This is a genomic window from Streptomyces sp. NPDC026589 (genome assembly GCF_040638385.1).
Classification (GTDB): Bacteria; Actinomycetota; Actinomycetes; order Streptomycetales; family Streptomycetaceae; genus Streptomyces.
Genome location: NZ_JBEZYG010000019.1, coordinates 106,994 through 127,569, shown reverse-complemented (window position 1 = coordinate 127,569; position 20,576 = coordinate 106,994). Strand labels below are relative to the sequence as shown.

Annotated in this window: 17 protein-coding genes and 2 pseudogenes; 7 read left to right on the top strand and 12 right to left on the bottom strand. The window is 73.4% G+C overall.

Annotated features, from left to right (window positions below; translation table 11 throughout):
* The first annotated feature begins 170 nt into the window (after window positions 1-170).
* Complete coding sequence (locus AB0F29_RS29055) at window positions 171-1,385, top strand: geranylgeranyl reductase family protein (RefSeq protein WP_361877928.1); 1,215 nt, start codon at window positions 171-173, stop codon at window positions 1,383-1,385.
* Between the two features lie 73 nt (window positions 1,386-1,458).
* On the opposite strand, the gene AB0F29_RS29050 is transcribed toward AB0F29_RS29055, so the two are convergent.
* Window positions 1,459-1,914, bottom strand: coding sequence for a nitroreductase family deazaflavin-dependent oxidoreductase (locus tag AB0F29_RS29050; RefSeq protein WP_361877925.1), 456 nt, complete (start codon window positions 1,912-1,914; stop codon window positions 1,459-1,461).
* 129 nt (window positions 1,915-2,043) lie between these two features.
* Here AB0F29_RS29050 and AB0F29_RS29045 point away from each other — a divergent pair, with 129 nt between their 5' ends.
* The 3 genes and pseudogenes from AB0F29_RS29045 to AB0F29_RS29035 form a co-directional block, all read left to right on the top strand.
* Entirely contained in the window at window positions 2,044-2,748 is a 705-nt protein-coding gene (locus AB0F29_RS29045; protein WP_361877922.1) for a TetR/AcrR family transcriptional regulator, read from the top strand.
* A gap of 241 nt (window positions 2,749-2,989) precedes the next feature.
* A pseudogene (locus AB0F29_RS29040) lies at window positions 2,990-4,084 on the top strand (histidine kinase); the annotation flags it as partial.
* A 10-nt stretch (window positions 4,085-4,094) separates the two neighbouring features.
* Window positions 4,095-4,466 (top strand): annotated as a pseudogene (locus tag AB0F29_RS29035) (response regulator transcription factor); the annotation flags it as partial.
* Window positions 4,467-4,515: 49 nt separating this feature from the next.
* Here the strand turns inward: AB0F29_RS29035 and AB0F29_RS29030 are convergent.
* The 3 genes from AB0F29_RS29030 to AB0F29_RS29020 form a co-directional block, all read right to left on the bottom strand.
* Window positions 4,516-5,268, bottom strand: a complete 753-nt coding sequence (locus tag AB0F29_RS29030) for a maleylpyruvate isomerase family mycothiol-dependent enzyme (RefSeq protein ID WP_361877919.1) — start codon at window positions 5,266-5,268, stop codon at window positions 4,516-4,518.
* Window positions 5,269-5,301: 33 nt separating this feature from the next.
* Complete coding sequence (locus tag AB0F29_RS29025) at window positions 5,302-5,667, bottom strand: hypothetical protein (protein ID WP_361877916.1); 366 nt, start codon at window positions 5,665-5,667, stop codon at window positions 5,302-5,304.
* A gap of 114 nt (window positions 5,668-5,781) precedes the next feature.
* Window positions 5,782-6,912: an MFS transporter gene (locus tag AB0F29_RS29020; RefSeq protein ID WP_361877913.1), complete on the bottom strand. Its 1,131-nt coding sequence runs from the start codon at window positions 6,910-6,912 to the stop codon at window positions 5,782-5,784.
* Window positions 6,913-7,151: 239 nt separating this feature from the next.
* Here AB0F29_RS29020 and AB0F29_RS29015 point away from each other — a divergent pair, with 239 nt between their 5' ends.
* Entirely contained in the window at window positions 7,152-8,366 is a 1,215-nt protein-coding gene (locus AB0F29_RS29015; protein ID WP_361877910.1) for an ROK family protein, read from the top strand.
* A gap of 168 nt (window positions 8,367-8,534) precedes the next feature.
* On the opposite strand, the gene AB0F29_RS29010 is transcribed toward AB0F29_RS29015, so the two are convergent.
* Window positions 8,535-9,053 (bottom strand): ATP-binding protein, encoded by a 519-nt coding sequence (locus AB0F29_RS29010; protein WP_361877908.1) that lies wholly within the window; start codon window positions 9,051-9,053, stop codon window positions 8,535-8,537.
* A gap of 252 nt (window positions 9,054-9,305) precedes the next feature.
* On the bottom strand, window positions 9,306-9,623 hold the full coding sequence (locus tag AB0F29_RS29005) for a hypothetical protein (protein WP_361877905.1): 318 nt from the start codon (window positions 9,621-9,623) through the stop codon (window positions 9,306-9,308).
* Window positions 9,624-9,858: 235 nt separating this feature from the next.
* Here AB0F29_RS29005 and AB0F29_RS29000 point away from each other — a divergent pair, with 235 nt between their 5' ends.
* The gene (locus AB0F29_RS29000) at window positions 9,859-10,992 is read left to right on the top strand and encodes a PLP-dependent cysteine synthase family protein (RefSeq protein WP_361877903.1); all 1,134 of its coding nucleotides are present in this window, start codon (window positions 9,859-9,861) and stop codon (window positions 10,990-10,992) included.
* Between the two features lie 21 nt (window positions 10,993-11,013).
* Here AB0F29_RS29000 and AB0F29_RS28995 read toward each other — a convergent pair whose 3' ends face one another.
* The 4 genes from AB0F29_RS28995 to AB0F29_RS28980 form a co-directional block, all read right to left on the bottom strand.
* Complete coding sequence (locus AB0F29_RS28995; protein ID WP_361877900.1) at window positions 11,014-11,493, bottom strand: SRPBCC family protein; 480 nt, start codon at window positions 11,491-11,493, stop codon at window positions 11,014-11,016.
* Window positions 11,494-11,554: 61 nt separating this feature from the next.
* Complete coding sequence (locus AB0F29_RS28990; protein ID WP_361877897.1) at window positions 11,555-13,135, bottom strand: SDR family oxidoreductase; 1,581 nt, start codon at window positions 13,133-13,135, stop codon at window positions 11,555-11,557.
* Window positions 13,136-13,312: 177 nt separating this feature from the next.
* A complete protein-coding gene (locus tag AB0F29_RS28985) occupies window positions 13,313-13,759 on the bottom strand; it encodes an SRPBCC family protein (protein ID WP_361877894.1) in 447 nt (148 codons plus the stop codon).
* A gap of 63 nt (window positions 13,760-13,822) precedes the next feature.
* Entirely contained in the window at window positions 13,823-14,683 is an 861-nt protein-coding gene (locus AB0F29_RS28980; protein WP_361877891.1) for a DeoR/GlpR family DNA-binding transcription regulator, read from the bottom strand.
* Between the two features lie 264 nt (window positions 14,684-14,947).
* Here AB0F29_RS28980 and AB0F29_RS28975 point away from each other — a divergent pair, with 264 nt between their 5' ends.
* Entirely contained in the window at window positions 14,948-17,386 is a 2,439-nt protein-coding gene (locus AB0F29_RS28975) for a hypothetical protein (RefSeq protein ID WP_361877888.1), read from the top strand.
* Here AB0F29_RS28975 and AB0F29_RS28970 read toward each other — a convergent pair.
* Both AB0F29_RS28970 and AB0F29_RS28965 read right to left on the bottom strand, forming a co-directional pair.
* Window positions 17,353-19,782, bottom strand: coding sequence for a right-handed parallel beta-helix repeat-containing protein (locus tag AB0F29_RS28970; RefSeq protein ID WP_361877885.1), 2,430 nt, complete (start codon window positions 19,780-19,782; stop codon window positions 17,353-17,355). The genes AB0F29_RS28975 and AB0F29_RS28970 overlap by 34 nt on opposite strands.
* A 168-nt stretch (window positions 19,783-19,950) precedes the next feature.
* Window positions 19,951-20,556, bottom strand: coding sequence for a hypothetical protein (locus AB0F29_RS28965; protein WP_361877882.1), 606 nt, complete (start codon window positions 20,554-20,556; stop codon window positions 19,951-19,953).
* Between the last annotated feature and the right edge of the window lie 20 nt (window positions 20,557-20,576).

Genomic DNA, 20,576 nt, shown 5'->3' with positions numbered 1-20,576 from the left:
TTATGGGTAGGGCGCGGTGTGTACGCGACCGTGTGCGACGCCGTCGGTGAGGCGACGCATGTACGACGAAATCATGGCCGATCCTCCCACAGGAGGGCTGGGCCGGAACGCGCCGTAGGATGCCGTGAGCAGCTTGGGGCCACTGGTCGGATCAGGAGCAGAAGCACATCGTGAGCAGCGAGAACGCAGACGCCGGACGTGAGCCGGAAGAGTCGTCCGTGTGGGATGTCGTCGTGGTCGGCGCCGGACCGGCCGGCGCATCGGCGGCGTACGCGGCAGCCGTGGCGGGCCGGAGAGTCCTGCTGCTGGAGAAGGCGGAACTGCCGCGCTACAAGACCTGCGGCGGGGGAATCATCGGGTTCTCGCGGGACTCCCTGCCGCCGGGGTTCGAACTGCCCCTGAAGGACCGCATCCACGCGGTCACCTTCTCGCTCAACGGCAAACTGACGCGCACCCGCCGCTCCCGGCGCATGCTCTTCGGGCTCATCAACCGCTCGGAGTTCGACGCCGGTCTGGTCGAGGAGGCGCAGAAGGCCGGGGCCGAACTGCGCACCGGGGCATCGGTGGTGCGGGTCGAGCAGCATGGTCCGGCCGTGCCCGACCGGCGGACGGTCGCCGTGGTGCTGGCCGGTGGCGAGACGGTGCTCGCGCGGGCGGTCGTCGGCGCCGACGGCAGCGCGGGCCGGATAGGAGCCCATGTCGGGGTGAAGCTCGACCAGGTCGACCTCGGCCTGGAGGCGGAGATCCCGGTCCCGGCAACCGTCGCGGAGGACTGGGCGGGCCGGGTGCTCATCGACTGGGGCCCGATGCCCGGCAGTTACGGCTGGGTGTTCCCCAAGGGGGACACGCTCACCGTGGGCGTCATCTCGGCGCGCGGCGACGGCGCGGGCACCAAGCGGTATCTGGAGGACTTCATCGCCCGCCTCGGCCTCGCCGGGTTCGAGCCGGCCGTCTCCTCGGGCCATCTCACCCGCTGCCGCAGCGACGACTCGCCGCTCTCCCGTGGCCGGGTCGTGGTCTGCGGGGACGCGGCCGGACTGCTGGAGCCGTGGACCCGCGAGGGCATCTCCTTCGCGCTGCGCTCGGGCCGGCTCGCGGGGGAGTGGGCGGTCAGGATCGCCGAGTCGCACGACGCGGTGGACGCCCGCCGTCAGGCTCTCAACTACGCCTTCGCCATCAAGGCCGGTCTCGGCGTCGAGATGGGCGTCGGCCGTCGCATGCTCAAGCTGTTCGAGCGCCGCCCGGGGATGCTGCACGCGGTGCTGACCGGCTTCCGCCCGGCGTGGAAGGCGTTCGCCGGGATCACCCGGGGGACGACGTCGCTGGCCGAGCTGGTCCGTACGCACCCGCTGGCGCAGCGGGCACTGTCCGCGATGGACCGCTGAGGTCCCACCGCGCTTCTCGGGGTGCCGCTCCGCCCGGCCGGGGCGGCGGCGCCCCGACGTCGTACGGGGCGGGTCAGCTCTCGACAGTGATGCGGAAGACCGGGTGGTCCGGACAGGCCGCCAGTAGCTCGGCGTCGGTGGACTTCGCCGTGATCCCCTGGAAGTACTGGTTGACCTCCCACCCCCACCGCTCCAGATAGGCCCGGATGATCCGGGCCTTCTGCGCGTCGTCGGCGATCTCCACGGCGGTGAAGCTGCTCACCTTGCGTCCCAGCCGCAGCTCTCCGCCGCCCGCGACGCGCATGTTGCGCACCCACTGCGAGTGGCCCCGGGCCGAGACGACGTACCGCTCGCCCTCGAAGGCGTGGGCATTGACCGGGATGCGCTGAAGCTGCCCGCTCTTTCGCCCGCGCACCGACAGCTCGGCGGAGCCCATCAGGCTGATGCCGTGCCGGGCCAGCCATCCGACGATCTTGTTGAGGCGGGCGGCGGAGGCGCTCGCCCGGAGGTAGTAGGGCTGCTGCGACATGGGTGACTCCCGCGACGTGTGGGAGAGCGGTGCTCTCGCTTGAGATCAGTGTGCACGGGGCGAGACTCCAAAGCAAGAGCACCGCTCTCGTTATTGGTCGGTGCTCCCTGCGCGTGGCAGACTGATCGCATGAGCACCATCCGAGGGGCCAGGGAACGCGCCCGCATCGAAGTGACCGCGGCCATCAAGGACGAGGCCAGGAAGCAGCTCGCGGAGGAGGGCGCGGCGAAGCTCTCGCTGCGGGCCGTGGCCCGCGAGCTGGGCATGGTCTCCTCCGCGCTCTACCGCTACTTCCCCAGCCGTGACGACCTGCTCACCGCGCTGATCGTCGACGCGTTCGACGCCATCGGCGCGGTGGCGGAACGGGCGGCGGGGGAGCGGGCGGGGGCGCTCCCGCCCGCCGAACGCTGGATCGCGGTGGCCTGTGCCGTACGGGCGTGGGGGCTCGCCCACCCGCATGAGTACGCCCTGATCTACGGTTCGCCCGTACCCGGCTACATCGCACCGATGGACACGGTGGGGCCCGCGTCCCGCGTGGGCCTGGTCTTCATCGACATCGTCCGTGCCGCGTTCCGGGCCGAGGACCTCGCCGTGCCCGCCCTCGCCCCGGGCTTGCGTTCCGACGCGGAGCGGATGGCCGCCGAGTTCGCCCCGGACGTTCCACCGGCCGCCGTGGCGGCCCTGGTCGCCGCCTGGGCCCAGCTGTTCGGCCTGATCTCCTTCGAGCTGTTCGGCCAGTTCAACCGGGTCGTCGAGGCGCGCGAGCCGCTGTTCCGGCAGGCCGCGGGCGACCTGGCCCGCTCGGTCGGCCTGTCCGGCGTCCGTACGACCTGACGGCGGAGCACCGCTTTCCTGGTGGCGTACTCCCCACGGAGTACGCGTGATCACCACGCACGGCGGACGCCTCCGCACCCGTCCGCCGTCTAGCGTGGCCGCCGTGGACGAACAGCAACCGCGGCTCCGGCACGGCGGTCATCCCTGCGGCTTCCCGGGCCCCCGGCCTCCCGGACAGCCACGCGGGCGAGGTGGCCCGCCGGCGTGGCTGTCCGGCGCGCGCTCTCAGACGGCCGCCGGGCTGTCCTGGGCGTCGACGGCCGCGCTGCTGTTGTTCGTCCTGGTCGGCACGGGCTTCGCCGAGCACGGACAGGACCGCCGGCCTCTGGACCCGGCCGCCCGGCTGCTGCTGTTCGTCGCGGTCGTCGTGCTGCTCTTCCGCCATCGCCGCCCCGTGGCCGCCGTGGCCACCACCTGCGCGGCGACCCTGGTCTATCTCGCGGCGGGCTATCCGTGCGGGCCGGTGTTCGTCGCCGTCGCCGTCGGCTGCTTCAGCGCGATCGTCGCCGGGCACCGGAAGGCGGCCTGGTGGTCGCTGGGCGGGCTGTGGGCCGGGCACGTCCTGGTCTCCCACTGGCTGTACCGGTGGCTGCCGCCCGGCGGCGACGGAGTCGCGCCCTGGACGCAGCAGGGCTTCATCACCGCGTGGGTCCTGGCCGTCGTGGCCGCCGCCGAACTGCTGCGGGTGCGCCGCGAGCAGTGGGCCGCCGCCCGTGCGGAGCGCGAGGCGGCGGAGCGGCGGCGGGCCGACGAGGAACGACTGCGTATGGCCCGCGAACTCCACGACGTGCTGGCCCACTCCATCTCCGTCATCAACGTGCAGGCCGGGGTCGGGCTCGCGCTGCTCGACTCCGACCCGGAACAGGCCCGGACCGCGCTCACCACGATCAAGGGGGCCAGCAAGGAGGCGCTCGACGAGGTACGCCGGGTGCTCGCCAACCTCCGGGCGCCCGGTGACGCCCCGACCTCCCCGGCCCCCGGCCTCGACCGGCTTCCCGAGCTCGTCGAACAGGCGGCGTCCGCCGGGCTCACCGTCACGGTGGAGAGCCAGGGCGGTCCGGCCGATGTCCCGCCCGGCGCCGGTCTCGCCGCCTTCCGCATCGTCCAGGAGGCCCTGACCAACGTCGTCCGTCACTCCGGCTCCTGTACCGCCCTGGTGCACATCGGCTACGGCTCCGGGCGCGTCCGGCTCCGCGTCGACGACGAGGGACCTCTCACCGGGAACGACGCGGGCGGCGGCGGCAACGGACTCGTCGGGATGCGGGAGCGTGCCGCCGCCCTCGGTGGCACGATCGAGGCGGGACCTCGCCCGGACGGCGGCTTCCGGGTCGTCGCGGAACTGCAACGGAGCCTCGGGCTTCCTGGTCAAGGACACCGAACCGGAGGAACTGCTGCGCGCGGTGCGGGCGGTGGTCGGCGGGGACGCGCTGCTCTCGCCGGGTGTGACGCGCCGGCTGATCGCGGAGTTCGCGGCCTGCTCCAAGGTGCCGACGGCCGCCGCCTCGCTCGCCCGGCTCATCGAGCGGGAGCGGGAGGTGATGGCGCTGGTCGGCATCGGCCCGTCGAACGAGGAGATCGCCCGCAGACTGGTCGTCAGCCCGCTCACCGCGAAGACCCACGTCAGCCGCACCGTGGTCAAGCTCGGAGCCCGCGACCGGGCCCAACTCGTCGTCCTCGCCTACGAATCCGGTCTGGTGCGCCTCGCCTGGCTCGGCTGACCCGAGGCGCACCCGGTCTCTCGGCCCGGCGGTGTTCCGGCGGCACTCATCAGGTGACCGCGGAATTGTCCGTCCAGATCCGGGCCACCGAGCGGTCGCCGCGCAGCGTGACGGCGGTGAGCGGCAGCCGGTTCCAGAGGGTGAGGTAGAGCCCCTCCGCCGTACCGCTCAGCTCGCAGTCGAAGCCGTCGCCCGGATCCGCCCCGGCCTCCGACCGCACGGCCCGGGGCGGATCCTGGGAGATCCGTACCGTCCAGGCCGCCTCCGTGTCCACGGCCCGCACCCGCAGCGTCCGGGGCTTCTTGGAACGCACCTTGCTCTTGGGCCCGGCGTGGAAGCCGGTGAGGAGCTCGTCGATGCCGTCGACCGCCCGGTCCGCGGACACCGGGGTCAGCGGACCGCCGAGCGCCGACTCGGCGTCCACGCGGTGCACGGTCGTCTCGTTGAGCTGGCGGCGGGACCAGAACGCCAGGGGCGAGGGGGCCGGCATGAAGGTCCAGCAGTCCAGGTCGGCGGGGGCTTCCTCCAGGGAGCTGACCAGATGGCGGTGCCCCTCGCGGAACCAGTCCAGGAGTTCGGCGCCGTCGAGGGCGGGTTCGCCGCCGTCCGGCCGGTAGGTGGTGTGGGCCTCGGTGATGAACGCCGCCGCCCAACGGTGCACCATGCCGGTGTGCCGCAGGAGATGACGTATCTGCCAGCCGGGACAGGTCGGGACCGATGCTCCCGATCCGGCCCGCTCGGCGGCGTCCGCGAGCAGCCGCCCTTCCTCGGACAACGACGCGATGTGCTCGGCGATCTGCATGGCGGCGATTGTGCCAGGCCTCCTGTTCGGCCCTCAGACGCCCTGCGGGTGCGCGGAACCGGCCGACCCGGCCCGGCGCACCAGGCGGACGAACCAGCCCAGGGCCAGCGACTGGACGAGGACCGAGACCACCAGGCCGAGCACCAGGAACCACGCGGGCCCGCCGGCCTCGGCGCCCGCCAGGGAGCCGCCGAGGAAGAACAGGAAGACGGTCGGGGCCGCGAGGAGGAACAGCCAGACGCCGGAGAGAGAGGCGTCCTCGTGGGCGACGAACAGGGTGTCCGCGGCGACGAACAGCGTCGCCGCGAGCACCAGCCCGAGGTAGATCAGGGAAGCGGGGTTGCGGAAGGTCAGCCGGACCAGGGTGTTCAGGTGCGGGTGGTCGGTCAGGCGCTTCATGGTGTGCTCCCCTGCTGCTCGCTCTGCCTCTTGCTCGGTCGAGGCTTCCATCGTGGGCCGGCGGAGCGGGTCCTGCCTGAGTACGGCTACTCAATCGACCATGTGTGCGGGTGATCAGGTGTGCGCGTCCGTCGTCGCGTTGCGCGCTCCGTAGCCCAGGGCGGCCGCCGCCGCGGCCAGCAGGGCGACCGTCGTCAGGGCCAGCGGCAGCGAGAACCAGTCGGCGAGGAAGCCGATCGCGGGCGGGCCGAGCAGCATCCCGCCGTAGCCGAGCGTCGACGCCGCGGCGACTCCGCCCGGTCCCGCGAGTTCGCCCGCACGCCCCACCGCGACGGGGAAGATGTTGGCGAGCCCGAGGCCGGTGACCGCGAACCCGGCCAGCGCCAGCCAGGTGGTCGGCGCCAGCGAGCCCAGCAGCATTCCGGCCGAGGCCGTCACGCCGCCGAGGACGAGGGTGCGGGTCTGCCCGAGCCGTTCCAGGAGCAGGGTCCCGGTCAGCCGGCCCGCCGTCATCGTCAGGGCGAACAGCGCGTAGCCGGCGGCGGCGAGCCCGGGGTGCGCGCCCAGGTCCTGTTCCAGGTGCAGCGCGCCCCAGTCGGCCAGCGCCCCTTCCCCGTACGCCGTGCACAGGGCGATCACGCCGAAGAGCGCGACGACGCGGCGGGCCCGGGGCGACAGCCGCTGCTTCGGCGCTTCCCGGCCGACGGGCTGAGGAGCGGCGGGGACCGGGCGGTGGCGCAGCAGGGCGGGCCCGGTGAACGCGGTGACGAGCAGGCCTGTCCCGGCCAGCAGGAAGAGGTGCGTGGACGCGGTCAGGCCCCCCGCGACCAGCCCGCCGAGCCCGGCGCCGACCATGCCGCCCAGGCTGAACGCCGCGTGGAAGCTCGGCATCACGGGCCGGCGCAGTTCGGCGACCAGGTCGACGGCGGCGCTGTTCATCGCCACGTTCATCCCGCCGTACGCCGCTCCGAACACCAGCAGCACGAGGCCGAGGGAGAGCGCCGAGTGGGTCTGGGCGGGCAGGGCGATGCTCAGGGGAAGCAGGACGCCGCAGACCACGGTGACGGCATGGCTGCCGTAACGGCGGCACAGCCGGCCGGTGAGCATCATGGTGATGACCGCCCCGGCGGAGACGCCGAGCAGGGCGAGGCCGAGGGTGGAGGCGGAGGCTCCGGTCTGCTGCTTGATGGCCGGGATACGGACCACCCAGCCGGCGAAGAGGAACCCGTCGAGGGCGAAGAACACGGTCAGCGCGGTACGGAGGCGGGCCGACGAGGGTGGGGCGGTGTCTCCGCCAGGTCCCCCGGGTAGGGCCGTCCGCAGTTTGTTTAGTTGCGGCACAAACTCAGCATAGGGGCGCTCGGGCGACGGGCGCAACACCGCTGCACGCCGTACGTCGCGGGGTCCCGGCCGTGGCCGGAACGGGATCCCCGGGCAGGCCCTGGGCGTCCGGGGAGCCTTCGGATCATGGGAGACTCGCCCCCATGAACGGCAAGGCGACCACCACCCGGACGAAGCTGGAGAGGGGCCGCAGTGCGCTCGGGCCCGCACTGGAACTGGTCCACACCGGACGCGCCCCCACCCGGGCCGTGCTCACCTCCGAACTCGGCGTCACCCGCGCCACCGCCGGGGCGGTCGCCGCGGAACTGGAGGCACTCGGGCTGATCCGGGTCGACTCCAGCCCCGGGTCGGCGGCCGGATCCCAGGGCCGCCCCTCGCATCGGCTGTCCGTCCTGGAGACCGGCCCCGTCGTCCTCGCCGCCCAGGTGCACGCCGACGGTTTCCGGGCGGCGCTCGTCGGGCTCGGCGGCCGGATCGTCGCCACCTCGCCGGGCTGCGTCGCGGTGATGGCCGACCCGGCACAGGTGCTCGGCGAGGTAGTGGAAGCGGGGGCGGGGCTGCTGCGCGAGAGCGGGCTGCGCTGCGTCGGGGCCGGGCTCGCGGTGCCCTCCGCGGTCGCCGAGCCGGAGGGCACCGCCCTCAACCCGCTGCACATCGCCTGGCCCGCCGGCTCCCCGGTCCGCGACATCTTCGCCGCCTGCGTACGCGAAGCGGGCATCACCGGGCCCGCGTTCACCGGCAATGACGTCAACCTCACCGCGCTGGCCGAGCACCGGCACGGCGCGGGCCGCGGTGCCCAGCACCTCCTGTGCGTGGCCACCGGCCACCGGGGCGTCGGCGGGGCCCTCGTCCTCGACGGCCGCCTGCACAGCGGGAGTTCGGGTCTCGCGCTGGAGGTGGGACATCTCACGGTGAACCCCGAGGGGCGGCCCTGCCACTGCGGCGGGCGTGGCTGCCTCGACGTGGAGACCGACCCGCTGGCCTTCCTCACCACCGCCCGCCGCGCACCGGGTCCCGAGGAGTCCCTCCTCAAGCAGGCCGGATACCTGCTCCGTACGGAGTACGACGACCCCGCCGTGCGGCACGCCGCCGAAGCGCTGATCGACCGCCTGGGGCTGGGGCTGGCCGGACTGGTCAACATCCTCAACCCGGACCGGATCATCCTCGGCGGGCTCCACCGCGACCTGCTGGAGGCGGACCCGGAGCGGCTGCGCGCCGTCGTCGCCGACCGGAGCCTGTGGGGGCGCAGCGGCAGCGTGCCGATCCTGCCGTGCACCCTGGCCCACAACAGCCTGGTGGGCGCCGCCGAACTGGCCTGGCAGCCGGTCCTCGACGACCCGCTCACGGCGTTGGCCTGACGCCCGCGGACCCCCGCCGTCAGCGCACCGTTCACCGCTGCCGCCGCCATCCCGGCCGGCCGCGGGCGGCGGCAGGGCGTGACCACCGGGCCGGAACGGTGTGCGGTGGTGCGGCCCGAAGCCGGTCCGGCGCACACCATCGGCCCGGCCAGCCCCGCCCGCTCCGTTTCAGCCGACCACGGCCGACCGGGCGGGCACGGCCACGATGTCGTCGGGGGTGATGGTCACGGCCCCGAACGGCCCGTCGGTCATCGACCCGTAGACCGGGAGCGGTGGCAGGGTCGAGGCGCCCGTGGCCGCGGGCAGGGTGAACCAGACGGCCTTCCCGGCCGAGCCGATCGGCCGGACGCCCCAGCTCTCGCTGACGGCGGCGATCAGAGCCAGACCCCGGCCCGACGTGGCGAACGAGTCCGCCTCGTTCACCGTGGGCAGGCGCGGGTCGTGGTCGTGGACGGAGACCGTCAGACGGTCGAGCAGCAGCTCGATGTCGACGGTGCATGACTTGTCCGGCTGTGCGTGCCGGTGAACATTGGTGAGAAGCTCGGTGACGCCCAGGGCCGCCTGGTCGATCAGAGGATCGAGATGCCAGTAGCGCAGTTGCGCCGAAATGATTCTGCGGACCTGACCGATCCGCGACGGCAGGGCCTGGAGCTCCACCGTGCAGTGCCTGCTTGGCTCGCTGATCACGGCTGCGACTCCCCGAAATAGGTCCGGAAGAAGAGAAGAGAAACGAACGGAGCCGGCGGACGACTGACTGCCGAATCCGCTCTGCTCTTGTCGTGTCTGCTCGTGTCGCGCGATCCAGTCCGTGGAGCGGATCGCTCTGTCACCGAGGGTGCACCTTCAGTGACATGGGACCAGCGTGGCCCAGGGGATACGGCTCCGCAACTCGCGGCGGAGCCCGGCGGCCCGCGAACCGGTCCGCCGGACCCGTGCCGGTCAGTCCCGGCGGCCGCGCGCGTGGCGCAGAGCCTCCAGGAAGCGCCGCAGTGGAGCCGCCCCGTCGCGCCTGCGGCTGCGCTGCCCCATCGTCAACCGGTAGCGCACCCCGTTCACCCGGGCGATGACGGAATCCGCCGCGATGAACCACCACGTGCGGGCGCTGACCGAGCCCACCGGGGCGCTGTCGATCTCCCGCCCGTTGCTCGTGAGCAGCGACAGCCGCCCGTCCTTCACCACCACCTGACCAGCCCTGGTCAGCGACCTGGTGAACCGCTCGATCCTGACCCCCGAAGCACTGAACTCGACGTCCGTCATGGCGGATTCGCCCCCCTTCGACACCACTCCCTGCTGTGCAGTGTGCCCCGGCGCGGGCCGGATCGCCAGAGGGCCCGGATGGACGACGGGCCCTCGCCCGCACCGCCCGTCGCCGCTGCCCCCGCGGGCGGTGGTCAAAGGCAGCGCTATGGACCATCAAAGTGACCGTTTGCGCAGGTGGAGTGCATATCGTGGAGCCGCGAGCACCGGATCGACGACCAACAGGAGCAGGCCCATGGACACCAGTGAGCACGCAGCCGGGCACGGGGCCAGGGCCACCGTGGACGTCGACCGCAGTGACCCGGAGTACCGGGCCTGGCTGAAGGAGGCCGTACGCAAGGTCCAGGCCGACGCGAACCGTTCCGCCGACACCCACCTGCTGCGCTTCCCGCTGCCCGAGGCGTGGGGCATCGACCTCTACCTCAAGGACGAGTCGACGCACCCCACCGGCAGCCTCAAGCACCGCCTCGCCCGCTCGCTCTTCCTGTACGGGCTCTGCAACGGCTGGATCCGGCCCGACAGGCCGGTCATCGAGGCGTCCAGCGGTTCGACGGCCGTGTCGGAGGCGTACTTCGCCAAACTGATCGGCGTCCCGTTCATCGCCGTGATGCCGCGCACCACCAGCCCGGAGAAGACCCGGCTCATCGAATTCCACGGTGGGCGGTGCCACTTCGTGGACGACTCGCGCACCATGTACGAACAGTCCGCGGCTCTCGCCGCCGAGACCGGCGGGCACTACATGGACCAGTTCACCTACGCGGAGCGCGCCACCGACTGGCGCGGCAACAACAACATCGCGGAGTCGATCTACCAGCAGCTGCGCCTGGAGCGCTACCCGCAGCCCGCGTGGATCGTCGCCACCGCCGGGACCGGCGGCACCTCGGCGACCATCGCCCGCTACGTCCACTACCTCCAGCACGACACCCGTATCTGTGTGCCGGACCCGGAGAACTCCTGTTTCTTCGACGGCTGGACCAACCACGACCCGCTCGCCACGAGCGACCGCGGCTCGCGCATCGAGGGTATCGGCCGGCCGCGCATGGAGCCCAGCTTCGTGCCCGGCGCCATCGACCGCATGATGAAGGTGCCCGACGCCGCCAGCGTCGCCGCCGTCCGCGCCCTGGAGCGCGCCATCGGCCGCAAGGCGGGCGGGTCGACGGGCACCGGACTGTGGAGCGCGTTCAAGCTCATCGCCGAGATGGTGGAGCGGGGCGAGCGCGGGAGCGTCGTCACGCTGCTGTGCGACCCGGGCGACCGCTACCTGGACAAGTACTACTCCGACTCGTGGCTGGAGGAACAGGGCCTGGACATCGCCCCGTACACCACCGCCATCGACGACTTCCTCACCACCGGCACCTGGCCCTGCTGAGGGCCGCGCCGGCCGCACAGCTCAGGGCGTCGTCGTCGCCAGCCGCGCGTCCAGGCGGCGCACGGCGTCCCGGAAGGACCGGCCCACCCCCGCCCGCGCGAGGCTCAGCACCAGGCGGAACAGTCCCGTTCCGTCGGCGGCGAAGGTCCACTGCACCCGGGTACCGGACTCCTCCGGAGTGAGCCGCCACTCCTCCAACAGGGCACGGAGACCCGGCACGTTGGACTCGTCGGCCCGGTAGGCGTAGCACGTGTCCGGCTCGGCGGCCACGATCGTCTCGCGGAACCGGACCCCGCCCCGCAGCCGCACCTCGCGGCCCGCCCCCTCATGGGTGGGCGTGGCCAGGGTGACGGCGGTGAACCAGGACGGCCAGGACGCGACATCCTCGGCGAGCGCGCGGTACACCACGCCCACGGGCGCGGACACCTCGGCGGCGAACACCAGACGCATCGGCGCGGAATCGACGAACTCCAGTCCCACGGTACGGAGTAGGCGTGCCATCGCGTGCACCTCCCGGCGGGCTGCGGCGTGTTGGGCCGGGCACACCCTAGCGGCAGGGCCGTCAGTTGTCTGTACCACTGTCGGCCATCGACGCGCGCCGTCTCTCCTCGGCCGCGGCAGCCTCGGCGATGTTGCGAGCCATCCCGCCGAACACCACCGAGTGGAAGGGCCACACGCTCCACCAGTACGCGTGGCCGAACAGCCCGCGCGGATGGAACAGGGCGCGCTGCCCGTACACCGTCCGGCCCCGGTCGTCGCGGCGCACCGACAGCTCCAGCCAGGCCAGGCCCGGCACCCGCATCTCGGCCCGCAGCCGCAGCAGTTCGCCCGGGAGGATCTCCTCCACCCGCCAGAAGTCCAGCGAGTCGCCCACCCGCAGCCGCTGGGCGTCCCGGCGGCCGCGCCGCAGCCCCACCCCGCCGACGAGCCGGTCGAGCCAGCCGCGTACCGCCCAGGCCAGGGGGAAGGAATACCAGCCGTTCTCCCCGCCGATGCCCTCGATCACCCGCCACAGCGCGTCCGGCCCGACCGGCACGGTCAGCTCCCGCTCGTCGCGGTAGAGGCTGCCGCCCGCCCAGTCCGGGTCGGTGGGCAGCGGGTCGCTCGGCGCGCCGGGCACCGAGGCGTTGGACCAGCGGGTGTCGACCCGTGCCTCCTGGATCCGCTTCAGGGCCAGACGCAACGCCCGGTCGAAGCCGATGGGCCCGTCCGGCGGATCGGGGACGTACTCCTTGATGTCGTGCTCCCGGCACACCACCTCGTGACGCAGCGATTCCGTGAGCGGCCGGGCGATGGAGCTGGGCACCGGGGTGACCAGACCGACCCAGCGGCTGGAGAGCGTCGGGGTGAGTACCGGCACCGGCAGGATCAGCCGTCGCCGCAGCCCCGCCACCCGGGCGTAGCGCTGCATCATGTCCCGGTACGTCATGACGTCCGGGCCCCCGATGTCGAAGGCCCGGTTCACCTCCTCGGGCAGCTTCGCGCTCCCCACCAGATACCGGACGACGTCCCGTACGGCCACCGGCTGGATCCGGGTCCGCACCCAGCTCGGGGTGATCATCAGTGGCAGCCGCTCGGTGAGATACCGCAGCATCTCGAACGAGGCGGACCCCGAGCCGATCACGATCGCCGCGCGCAGTACCGCCGTCGGCACCCCGGAGTCCAGCAGGATGCGCCCCACCTCGGCCCGCGAGCGCAGATGCGGCGACAGGTCTCGCTCCGGCACCCCGGCCGGGGTCAGCCCGCCCAGGTACACGATCCGGCGCACCCCGGCCGCCCGCGCCTGTTCGCCGAAGGTCCGGGCCGCCCTGCGGTCGGTCTCCTCGAAGTCCGAACCGGAACCGAGCGCGTGTACCAGGTAGTACGCCACATCGACGTCTTGCATCGCCTCAGCCAGGGACGCGCCGTCGGTGACATCGCCGCGCACCACCTCGACCCGGTCCGCCCAGGGATAGTCACGCAGCTTCTGCGGCGTTCTGGCGAGGGCGCGCACCCGGTGCCCCGCATCGAGCAGAGCGGGCACCAGCCGGCCGCCGATGTAGCCGGTCGCCCCGGTCACCAGAGCGCGCGGACGCGAGCTGTCGGGGCCGTCCGGGCCATCGGGGAGACTCAGGTCGGCAGAGGTATCGTCCAGATCCGTCATCTGGCCGAGTCTGGCACCGAACGGGCGGTACGACCGGTCGGGGGCTCCGTACGGCGGCATCGATGCCATGGAAACGGCGCAATCGTGTGACGGTCGCTTCACCCGTACCGCATCGGCCACCCGGTCGCCGGTGACCTTCACGGAGAAGCTGAGGTACGCCTGCTCCGGCCGGCGGTCCTACCGGTCGCCGGGGGAGGCGAGCAGGGCGTCCAGGACCTTGCCGAACATCCGCCGTCCGGTGGAGGCGAGCAGCGGATCACCCCACCGGGGCACCAGCCGCACCCGCAGTTCCTCGACCCAGACCACATGGGAACCGGAATCCGTGGGAAGCACGTCGATCGAGGCCCGGCCCAGCACCACCGAACCCCGCTTCTCCAGTCGGCAGACCCCGGCCCGGCCCCCGGTGGGAGGCGTCCACCGCACCACTTCCATCGGATCGTCGAACGCCAGCGGGCCCAGCCCCGTACGCGCCACGAAGACCGTCCCGAGCTGCGAGGGCAGTCCCGTCGGGACCGAGACCGCGGTCAACGGCACCTGCGCGCCGTGCCGTTCCCAGTCGGTCACCCGGCGCCAGGCCTCGGCTGCGGGGAGAGGGGAGAAGCGCTCGATCCGGAAGACGGCCACACCACGATCCTATGGGGTGTCCGGTGGACCCGCCGATCCGAACGGAATCCGGAGCGCCCCGCCTCAGCCCTCGGTGGCGGGCGAAGCGTCGGCGGCCCCGGCGGGAGAGTCGCCCGCCACCAGCAGCCCCGGCAGATGTTCCTCGATCTCCGCGCGCGTCCGTGGAGCCAGACCGGCGTCCGTGACGAACGTGTCGACCTCCTCCAGCGTCGCGAAGGAACTCAGCCCCACCGTGCCCCACTTGGTGTGGTCGGCCACGACCACGATCCGGCGCGCCGCCCGGACGAAACGGCGGTTGGTCTCCGCCTCCGCGAGGTTGGGCGTCGAGAGCCCCGCCTCGGCCGAGATCCCGTGCACACCGAGGAACAACACATCGAAGTGGAGGAAGCCGATGGCCCGGTCCGCGACCGGCCCGACCAACGAGTCCGATGGAGTGCGCACCCCGCCCGTCAGCACCACCGTCGCCGCCCCGGGCCGCGCACCGCGCCCCCCGGCCGGACGCTGCGCGTCATGGAACACGTCGGCCACCCGCACCGAGTTGGTCACCACCGTCAGATCCGGCACGTCCAGCAGATGCCGGGCCAGCGCGAAGGTCGTCGTCCCGCCCGAGAGCGCGATCGCGCTGCCGGGCACCGCCAGCGCCGCCGCCGCCCGCGCGATGTCCTCCTTGGCGCTCAGCTCCAGCGCCGACTTCGCCTCGAACCCGGGCTCGTGCGTACTCGCCTCGACGACCGGTACCGCGCCGCCGTGGACCTTCTCGATCACGCCCTGGCGGTCCAGCGCGTCCAGATCCCGGCGGATCGTCATGTCGGAGACGTTCAGCTTGCGGGTCAGCTCGTTGACCCGGACCCCACCACGCCTGCGCACCTCGTCGAGGATCAGCGCACGTCGCTGCTCCGCGAGCAGGTTCTGATTCTCGCTCAACGCCGGGCCCGGTCCTTCCCTCTGCCGTACGGTCCGCAGCGGTCTGCGCGACACGCTCATCCTGCCACGCAGGCATGTCCGGCGTATCACCTGGGGAGATTCCGTGAGACCGCTTCACACGCCCGCCCCGCGCCCGGAATCCTCGGGACTTCGCGTCCGGCGGGTCACCACGCTGGCCCCCACGACCTCCCGGCCCCGCACCATCCGCTCCTGCGCACGTCCCCGTCGGCCGCGAGGCCGACGCGCCCGAGAGAGAGTCCCCCCTTGGCCCCTGCCGCCCTGCCCCCGTCCCCGCCCGACTCCCCGTCCGCGCACCACACCGGGACCGCACTGGAACTGCTCGTCCACGGCGTCGGCGGCGCCACCCCGCAGGAGGTGCTGGGCGATCCCCGTACCGTCCGCGTCACCGGGGACGAGACCGCGGCCGTGTACCGGCGCACCGAGGACGCCCACGGCGAGAAGCACCCCGAGCGCTACCGGGACGAGCCCGTCGCGGAGGCGTACTGCTGGTCCGGCCTCACCTCCGGCAACGGCTCCCGCGCCCTGTGGCTGCTGCTCCTGCCGTTCATGGTGGTCAACCTCGCCCACTGGATGCGCCCCACCGCCACCGGCCGCACCCGCGCGGTCCGGCTGTACGGCGTACTGGTGCGGCTCGTCGCGCTCAGCCTCACCGTGCTGCTCACGGCGGCCGCCTGCGAGGTCGCCCTGGACCTGCTGGCCTGGCAGTGCGCGGGCGCCGAGGCCTGCGCCGAACGCCGTTCCTGGCTCGGTTTCCTGTCGGCCCGGCAGGGCGGCTGGTGGTCGCAGCCCGGCCGCCGTCTCGCCCTGGCCGCCGTCGTGCCCGCGGCCCTGGTGGGGCTCCTGTGGTATCTGTCCAACCGGACCTGGAGCGCGTACGAATCCCAAGCACCGCTGGACGAAGGGGACATCGACGCCCAGGGCCCCGAAGGGGGGCACGACGCCCACGGCCCCGACACCCCCGACCCGGACACCGACGAGGCCCCGCGCCCGCCCGCCCCGATCCGCCCCGCGCTCGGCAGGCCCGGCTTCTGGTACGGCCGCCGCATCGTCGCCCGGCTCCGCGCCGCCCACACGGCGGCCGGGTTCCTGACCGTCGCCGCGGCCGTCGCCGGCGCCGCCGCCCGACACGACCGGAGCGCCGAAGGCCCGGTGCCCCCGCTCCTCGGCGCGGCCGTCGAGGGCGGGATCGTCCTGTGCGCGCTCGTCGTCGTCCGGGTCGTGTGCAGCCGGGGCCGCAGCGAACGGACCCGCGACACCAAGCTGGACGCCGCCCTGATCACCTATCTGCCCGGCTCCGCGCTCGCCCTGCTCGCCCTCGCCGTCGTGTACGCCTCCTGGTCGCGCCCGGACTGGGAGTCCTCGGGCAGCCTGCCCGGCGAAACCGCTTTCCGGCTCCTCGCCCTCGGCCAGGGCGTCCTCGTCGTCGGCCTCGCCCTGGTCGCCCAGGGCATCTTCCGGCGTAACCCCGAACCGCGCACCGTCCTGCACGGACTCGGCGGCCCCGCGGTCGCGATGCTCGCCTGCGCCCTCGGCGGAGTGATGACCGGGGGAGTGGCCCAGCGGGTCGCCGACTGGCTCGACGGTCCGGGGAGCCCGGGCATGGGCCACGGCACCGACATCGCCGGACCGCCTGTCCTGCTGAGCTGGCAGGCCTCCGTCATCCCGGTGCTCCTGCTGCTCCTGCTCGTCCCGGTCCTGGTGCTGATCGTCCGCACCACGCGCACCGCCCGCCGGCTGGGTCCGATCATCGAGGCGGAGTACGCCGCCGAACCGCCCGACGAGGGCCGTACCCGCCGCATCGCCCGGATCCGCGCGACCGCCGCCCTCACCGACTCGGCGCCCTGGATCGTCGGCGTGGTCTCCGGGGCCACCCTGCTGCTGGGGGCGGGCGCGATCGTCGGCTCCTGGCGCAGTGACGAGGTGCCGGGCCGGGCCGCCGACGGGAGCTGGCCGCTCGTCGAATCGTTCGCCGAGGCCGCGCAGTCGACCGGCTCCTGGCTGATCGGCTTCGGCTTCGTCCTGTTCGTCGCCGGTGGCCGCCGCGCCTACAAGGACGCCTCGGCCCGCCGCACCATCGGCATCCTCTGGGACGTGGGCACCTTCTGGCCTCGCGCCGCCCACCCCTTCGCACCCCCGTGCTACGCCGAGCGCGCGGTTCCCGACCTCGCCTCCCGGATGTCCGCCTGGACGACGACCACGCCCCGGGGCCGGCTCGTCATCTCGGGCCACTCACAGGGCAGCGTGCTCGCCGCGTCCGCCGTCTGGCAACTGCCCGACGCGACCCGCCGCCGGGTCGCGCTGCTCACCTACGGCTCGCCCCTGGAGCGGCTGTACGGACGGTGGTTCCCGGCCTACTTCGGCCCCGGACCGCTGCTCGGGCTGCACCGCTCGGTGCACTGCTGGCGCAATCTGTGGCGGCACACCGACCCGATCGGCGGGCCCGTCCGCATCTGCGCCGACCCCGACCCGGGCGTCGACCGGGGCCCCTTGAAGGACCCACTGGCCTACGGGCGGACCACGAAGCTCCCGCTGCCCGAACCGATCCTCGGGCACTCCGACTACCAGGCCGACCCGGTCTTCGCCGAGGAGCGGGCCGATCTCCTCGCGGAGTTGGGCCCGCTCGTCCCCCGGCAGGCGGAGGCGGGCCTTCAGAAGGGCAGCTCGGGGAGATCCTCCGGGTAGAGCAGGGTCAGGTCGTCCGTGCTCGTCTCGGCGAGCTGGGCGACCCGGCCCGCGTGCCGCTCCACCATCGACTCGAAGGTCTGGCGGGCGGTGCGGCCGTTGCCGAAGGCGGGGCCCTTGGGCAGCTCCGTGAAGTACTTCAGGAGCGCCTCCCCGGTGCCCTCCGCCAGGCTGTACTCATGCTCCTCTGCCTGCTGCTCGACGATCCGCAGCAGCTCCTCGGGCAGGTAGTCATCGAAGGTGATGGTCCTCGAGAACCGCGAGGCCACCCCGGGGTTGACGGTGAGGAACCGCTCCATCTCGTGGGTGTAACCCGCGACGATCACCACCACCGCGTCCCGGTGGTCCTCCATCAGCTTCACCAGGGTGTCGATGGCCTCCCGCCCGAAGTCCCGGCCGGAGTCCTCGGGCGAGAGGGCGTACGCCTCGTCGACGAACAGCACCCCGCCACGCGCCCGGTCGAACGCCTCCTGGGTCCGGATCGCCGTCGAGCCGATGTGCTCACCCACCAGGTCCACCCGGGACACCTCGACCAGATGACCGCGCTCCAGCACTCCGAGCGAGGCCAGAATCTCCCCGTACAGCCGGGCGACCGTGGTCTTGCCGGTACCGGGGGAGCCGGTGAAGACGAGGTGCCGGCGGACGGACGCGGCCTTGAGCCCGGCCTCCTGACGGCGGCGGCCCACCTCGATCATGTCGGTCAGCGCCCGCACCTCGCGCTTGACGCTGTCCAGGCCCACCAGCGCGTCCAGCTCGCCGAGGACCGCCGAGGAGTCCCGGGCCGGCTCCACCGGGACGACCGGCTCCGGAGCGGGCTCGACCGCGCGCTGCCCGGGGAGCGCGCCCAGCAGACCGGGCGTCGACCGGGTCTCCGTCAGCACAGCGGGCGGTGGCGGGGCCGAAGCCGTACGCAGACCGCTCTCGTCGCTCGTGCAGTCCTCGGCCACCGGGCCGGCCGCGCCGGCGTCGCCCTCGGGGAACTCGTAACCGCCCCGCGCGCACCGCTCGGTGCGGCAGCGGGTGAGCGTGGTGCGGCAGCCGTCCATGATGTGGAAGCCGTAGCCCTCGCTGCCCGTCACCCGGCAGCTGTCGAAGGTGCCCCGGCCCTCGGCCGAGACGTAGAACCCCGCCTCGGCCGGCGAGGTGACCGTGCAGCGCTCGATGGTGGGGTCCGCGCCCTTGGTGACGATGACCCCGGTCTGCGCCGCGTCGATGGTGCAGTTGTTCAGCGTGCCGCCGCTGCCGTGGTCGCGGAACCAGGCGCCCGTGGACGCCTCCCGGATCCGGCAGTCGTCCAGCTGGGCGGTGGCCCCGTCGCTCACGGAGACGGCGGTGTTGCGGATCTGGGAGAGGTCGCTGTCCACGACGTCGGCGCGCGACCCCCGGTCCAGGACGAAGAGGGCGTCGGGAACGTCGTGCACCCGGCAGGCGTCCAGTATCACCGTCGCGCCGTCGCTGACCCAGACCGCCGGGTAGTCCCCGGTACTGTCGTGGATCTCGCACTGGTTGGCGTCGACCCGGGTCCCCGGATCCCAGACCGAGAGCCCGTTGCGGCCGAAGCGGCGGACGGTGGAGCGGGTCAGCGTGAGCACCGAACGCGACCGCAGGTCGATCGCGTTCTCCGGGATGTCGTGGATGTCGCAGTCGGCGAGGGTGAGCACCGCGTCGGTGTCCAGAGTGACGCCGTCCGCGGAGGTGCGGTGCACGGTGCAGTCGGTCAGGTGGGCCGAGGCACGGGCGGTGACCTGGATGCCGCTGCCCTTGATCTCGTACACCTCGCAGCCGAACGCCTCCAGGCCGCTGCCCTCGCCCGTGACGCCGATCCCCGCCCCGGACGCGTGGTGGATCCGGCAGCGGTCCAGGCGCGGATGCCCTCCGTCGCGGACCGAGACCCCGGACTGGCCCGCGGAGACGATCTCGCACTCCTCGAACACCCCGCCCGCACCGTCCAGCACGGCGATGCCGACCCCGGCCGGATTGTCGACCGTGCACCGTCGCACGGTGGGCCGCGCCGCGCCGCGCACCTCGATGCCCGCGGCGGACCGCGTCACGATCCGCAGGTCCGTCAGCTCCGCCGTGCCGTCCTCGACCAGCAGCGCCGGGGCCGCCGAGTCCTGGCCCTCGACATGGAGGTCCTGGATGACCGCGGAGGCGCGCACGGTCAGCGGTACGCCGTCGATCGGCGCGATCCGCACGGAACCGACCGAGCCCTCCGGCCCGCGCAGCGTCACCGCGCGGTGGACGACGAGGTTCTCCCGGTAGGTCCCGGGCGCGACGGTGAGGACGTCGCCGTCGGCTGCCGCCTCCAGGGCCGCGGAGAGGGAGGCGTACTCGCCCGTGCGGCGGCGCCATCGCGATGTGCCGGTGTGCGTCACCTGGACCGTGCCCTGTGCCATGGCGTTGCTCTGCCCCCACCTCGTGCTGTGCGATGCCTCGGGTCCGTCCGTCGCCGGGGAGGCGGACGGGGTCGGACCACCGTAGCGCGCGTGAGGGGCGGGAGTTGACGAGTCCGCCCCGCGGGGCGATGTCTCCCCCTGCCCGCTCCCGGCCGGGGGAGGCCGTGGTCAGCCGCCCTTTCCGGCCCTGCCCCAGTCCGGACCGGCCGCTGCCCACTCCCGGTCCAGCCGTGCGTACCGCCGCCGCACCATGCGTCGCACGGTCAGTCGGCGGCCTGCCTCGACGCACGCGCCGGTGAGCAGGAACGTGCCGATGCCGCCCAGCACGGCGTGGGTCCGGGCGGTGCGCCCGTCCATCGGCGGCGGCACCGGGTGGCCCGCCGCGTCCGTCCAGATCCGCACCGGGGACCCCGGGCCGCCCGGCCGCGACGTGGTGGCCACCTTTCCGGTGCGCGGACTGCCGTCCGGGGCCTCCCAGGACGCCACCACCCAGGTGCGCGCGGCCCGTTCGGCGCCGCCCTCGGGATCACCGGCGAACCGCCCCCTCCCCGCCGGGCCCACCACCACCGCGTCGACGGGGTGACGCTCCTCGTGCTGGGCCCGCACCGACCGCTGGAGGGCGGCGTCGGCCACCGCCCCGCCCGCCCAGCCCGCGGCCGGGGCGCCGACCACGAGGAGCAGCAGCGCTCCGAGGGCCACCCAGGCCTCGCGGCGGTCGGTGGCACGGCGCAGCGGACTGCCCCGCCCGCGCAGCAGTGCCCACAGCACCCACACGCCCGTCCCCCTGCCCCTTC

Excerpts from the sequence above, each read along its gene's own strand:
- AB0F29_RS29050 (WP_361877925.1), bottom strand. The coding sequence starts at position 1,914 with ATGTCGCAGCAGCCCTACTACCTCCGGGCGAGCGCCTCCGCCGCCCGC.
- AB0F29_RS29045 (WP_361877922.1), top strand. The coding sequence starts at position 2,044 with ATGAGCACCATCCGAGGGGCCAGGGAACGCGCCCGCATCGAAGTGACC.
- AB0F29_RS29030 (WP_361877919.1), bottom strand. The coding sequence starts at position 5,268 with ATGCAGATCGCCGAGCACATCGCGTCGTTGTCCGAGGAAGGGCGGCTG.
- AB0F29_RS29025 (WP_361877916.1), bottom strand. The coding sequence starts at position 5,667 with ATGAAGCGCCTGACCGACCACCCGCACCTGAACACCCTGGTCCGGCTG.
- AB0F29_RS29015 (WP_361877910.1), top strand. The coding sequence starts at position 7,152 with ATGAACGGCAAGGCGACCACCACCCGGACGAAGCTGGAGAGGGGCCGC.
- AB0F29_RS29005 (WP_361877905.1), bottom strand. The coding sequence starts at position 9,623 with ATGACGGACGTCGAGTTCAGTGCTTCGGGGGTCAGGATCGAGCGGTTC.
- AB0F29_RS29000 (WP_361877903.1), top strand. The coding sequence starts at position 9,859 with ATGGACACCAGTGAGCACGCAGCCGGGCACGGGGCCAGGGCCACCGTG.
- AB0F29_RS28995 (WP_361877900.1), bottom strand. The coding sequence starts at position 11,493 with ATGGCACGCCTACTCCGTACCGTGGGACTGGAGTTCGTCGATTCCGCG.
- AB0F29_RS28990 (WP_361877897.1), bottom strand. The coding sequence starts at position 13,135 with ATGACGGATCTGGACGATACCTCTGCCGACCTGAGTCTCCCCGATGGC.
- AB0F29_RS28970 (WP_361877885.1), bottom strand. The coding sequence starts at position 19,782 with ATGGCACAGGGCACGGTCCAGGTGACGCACACCGGCACATCGCGATGG.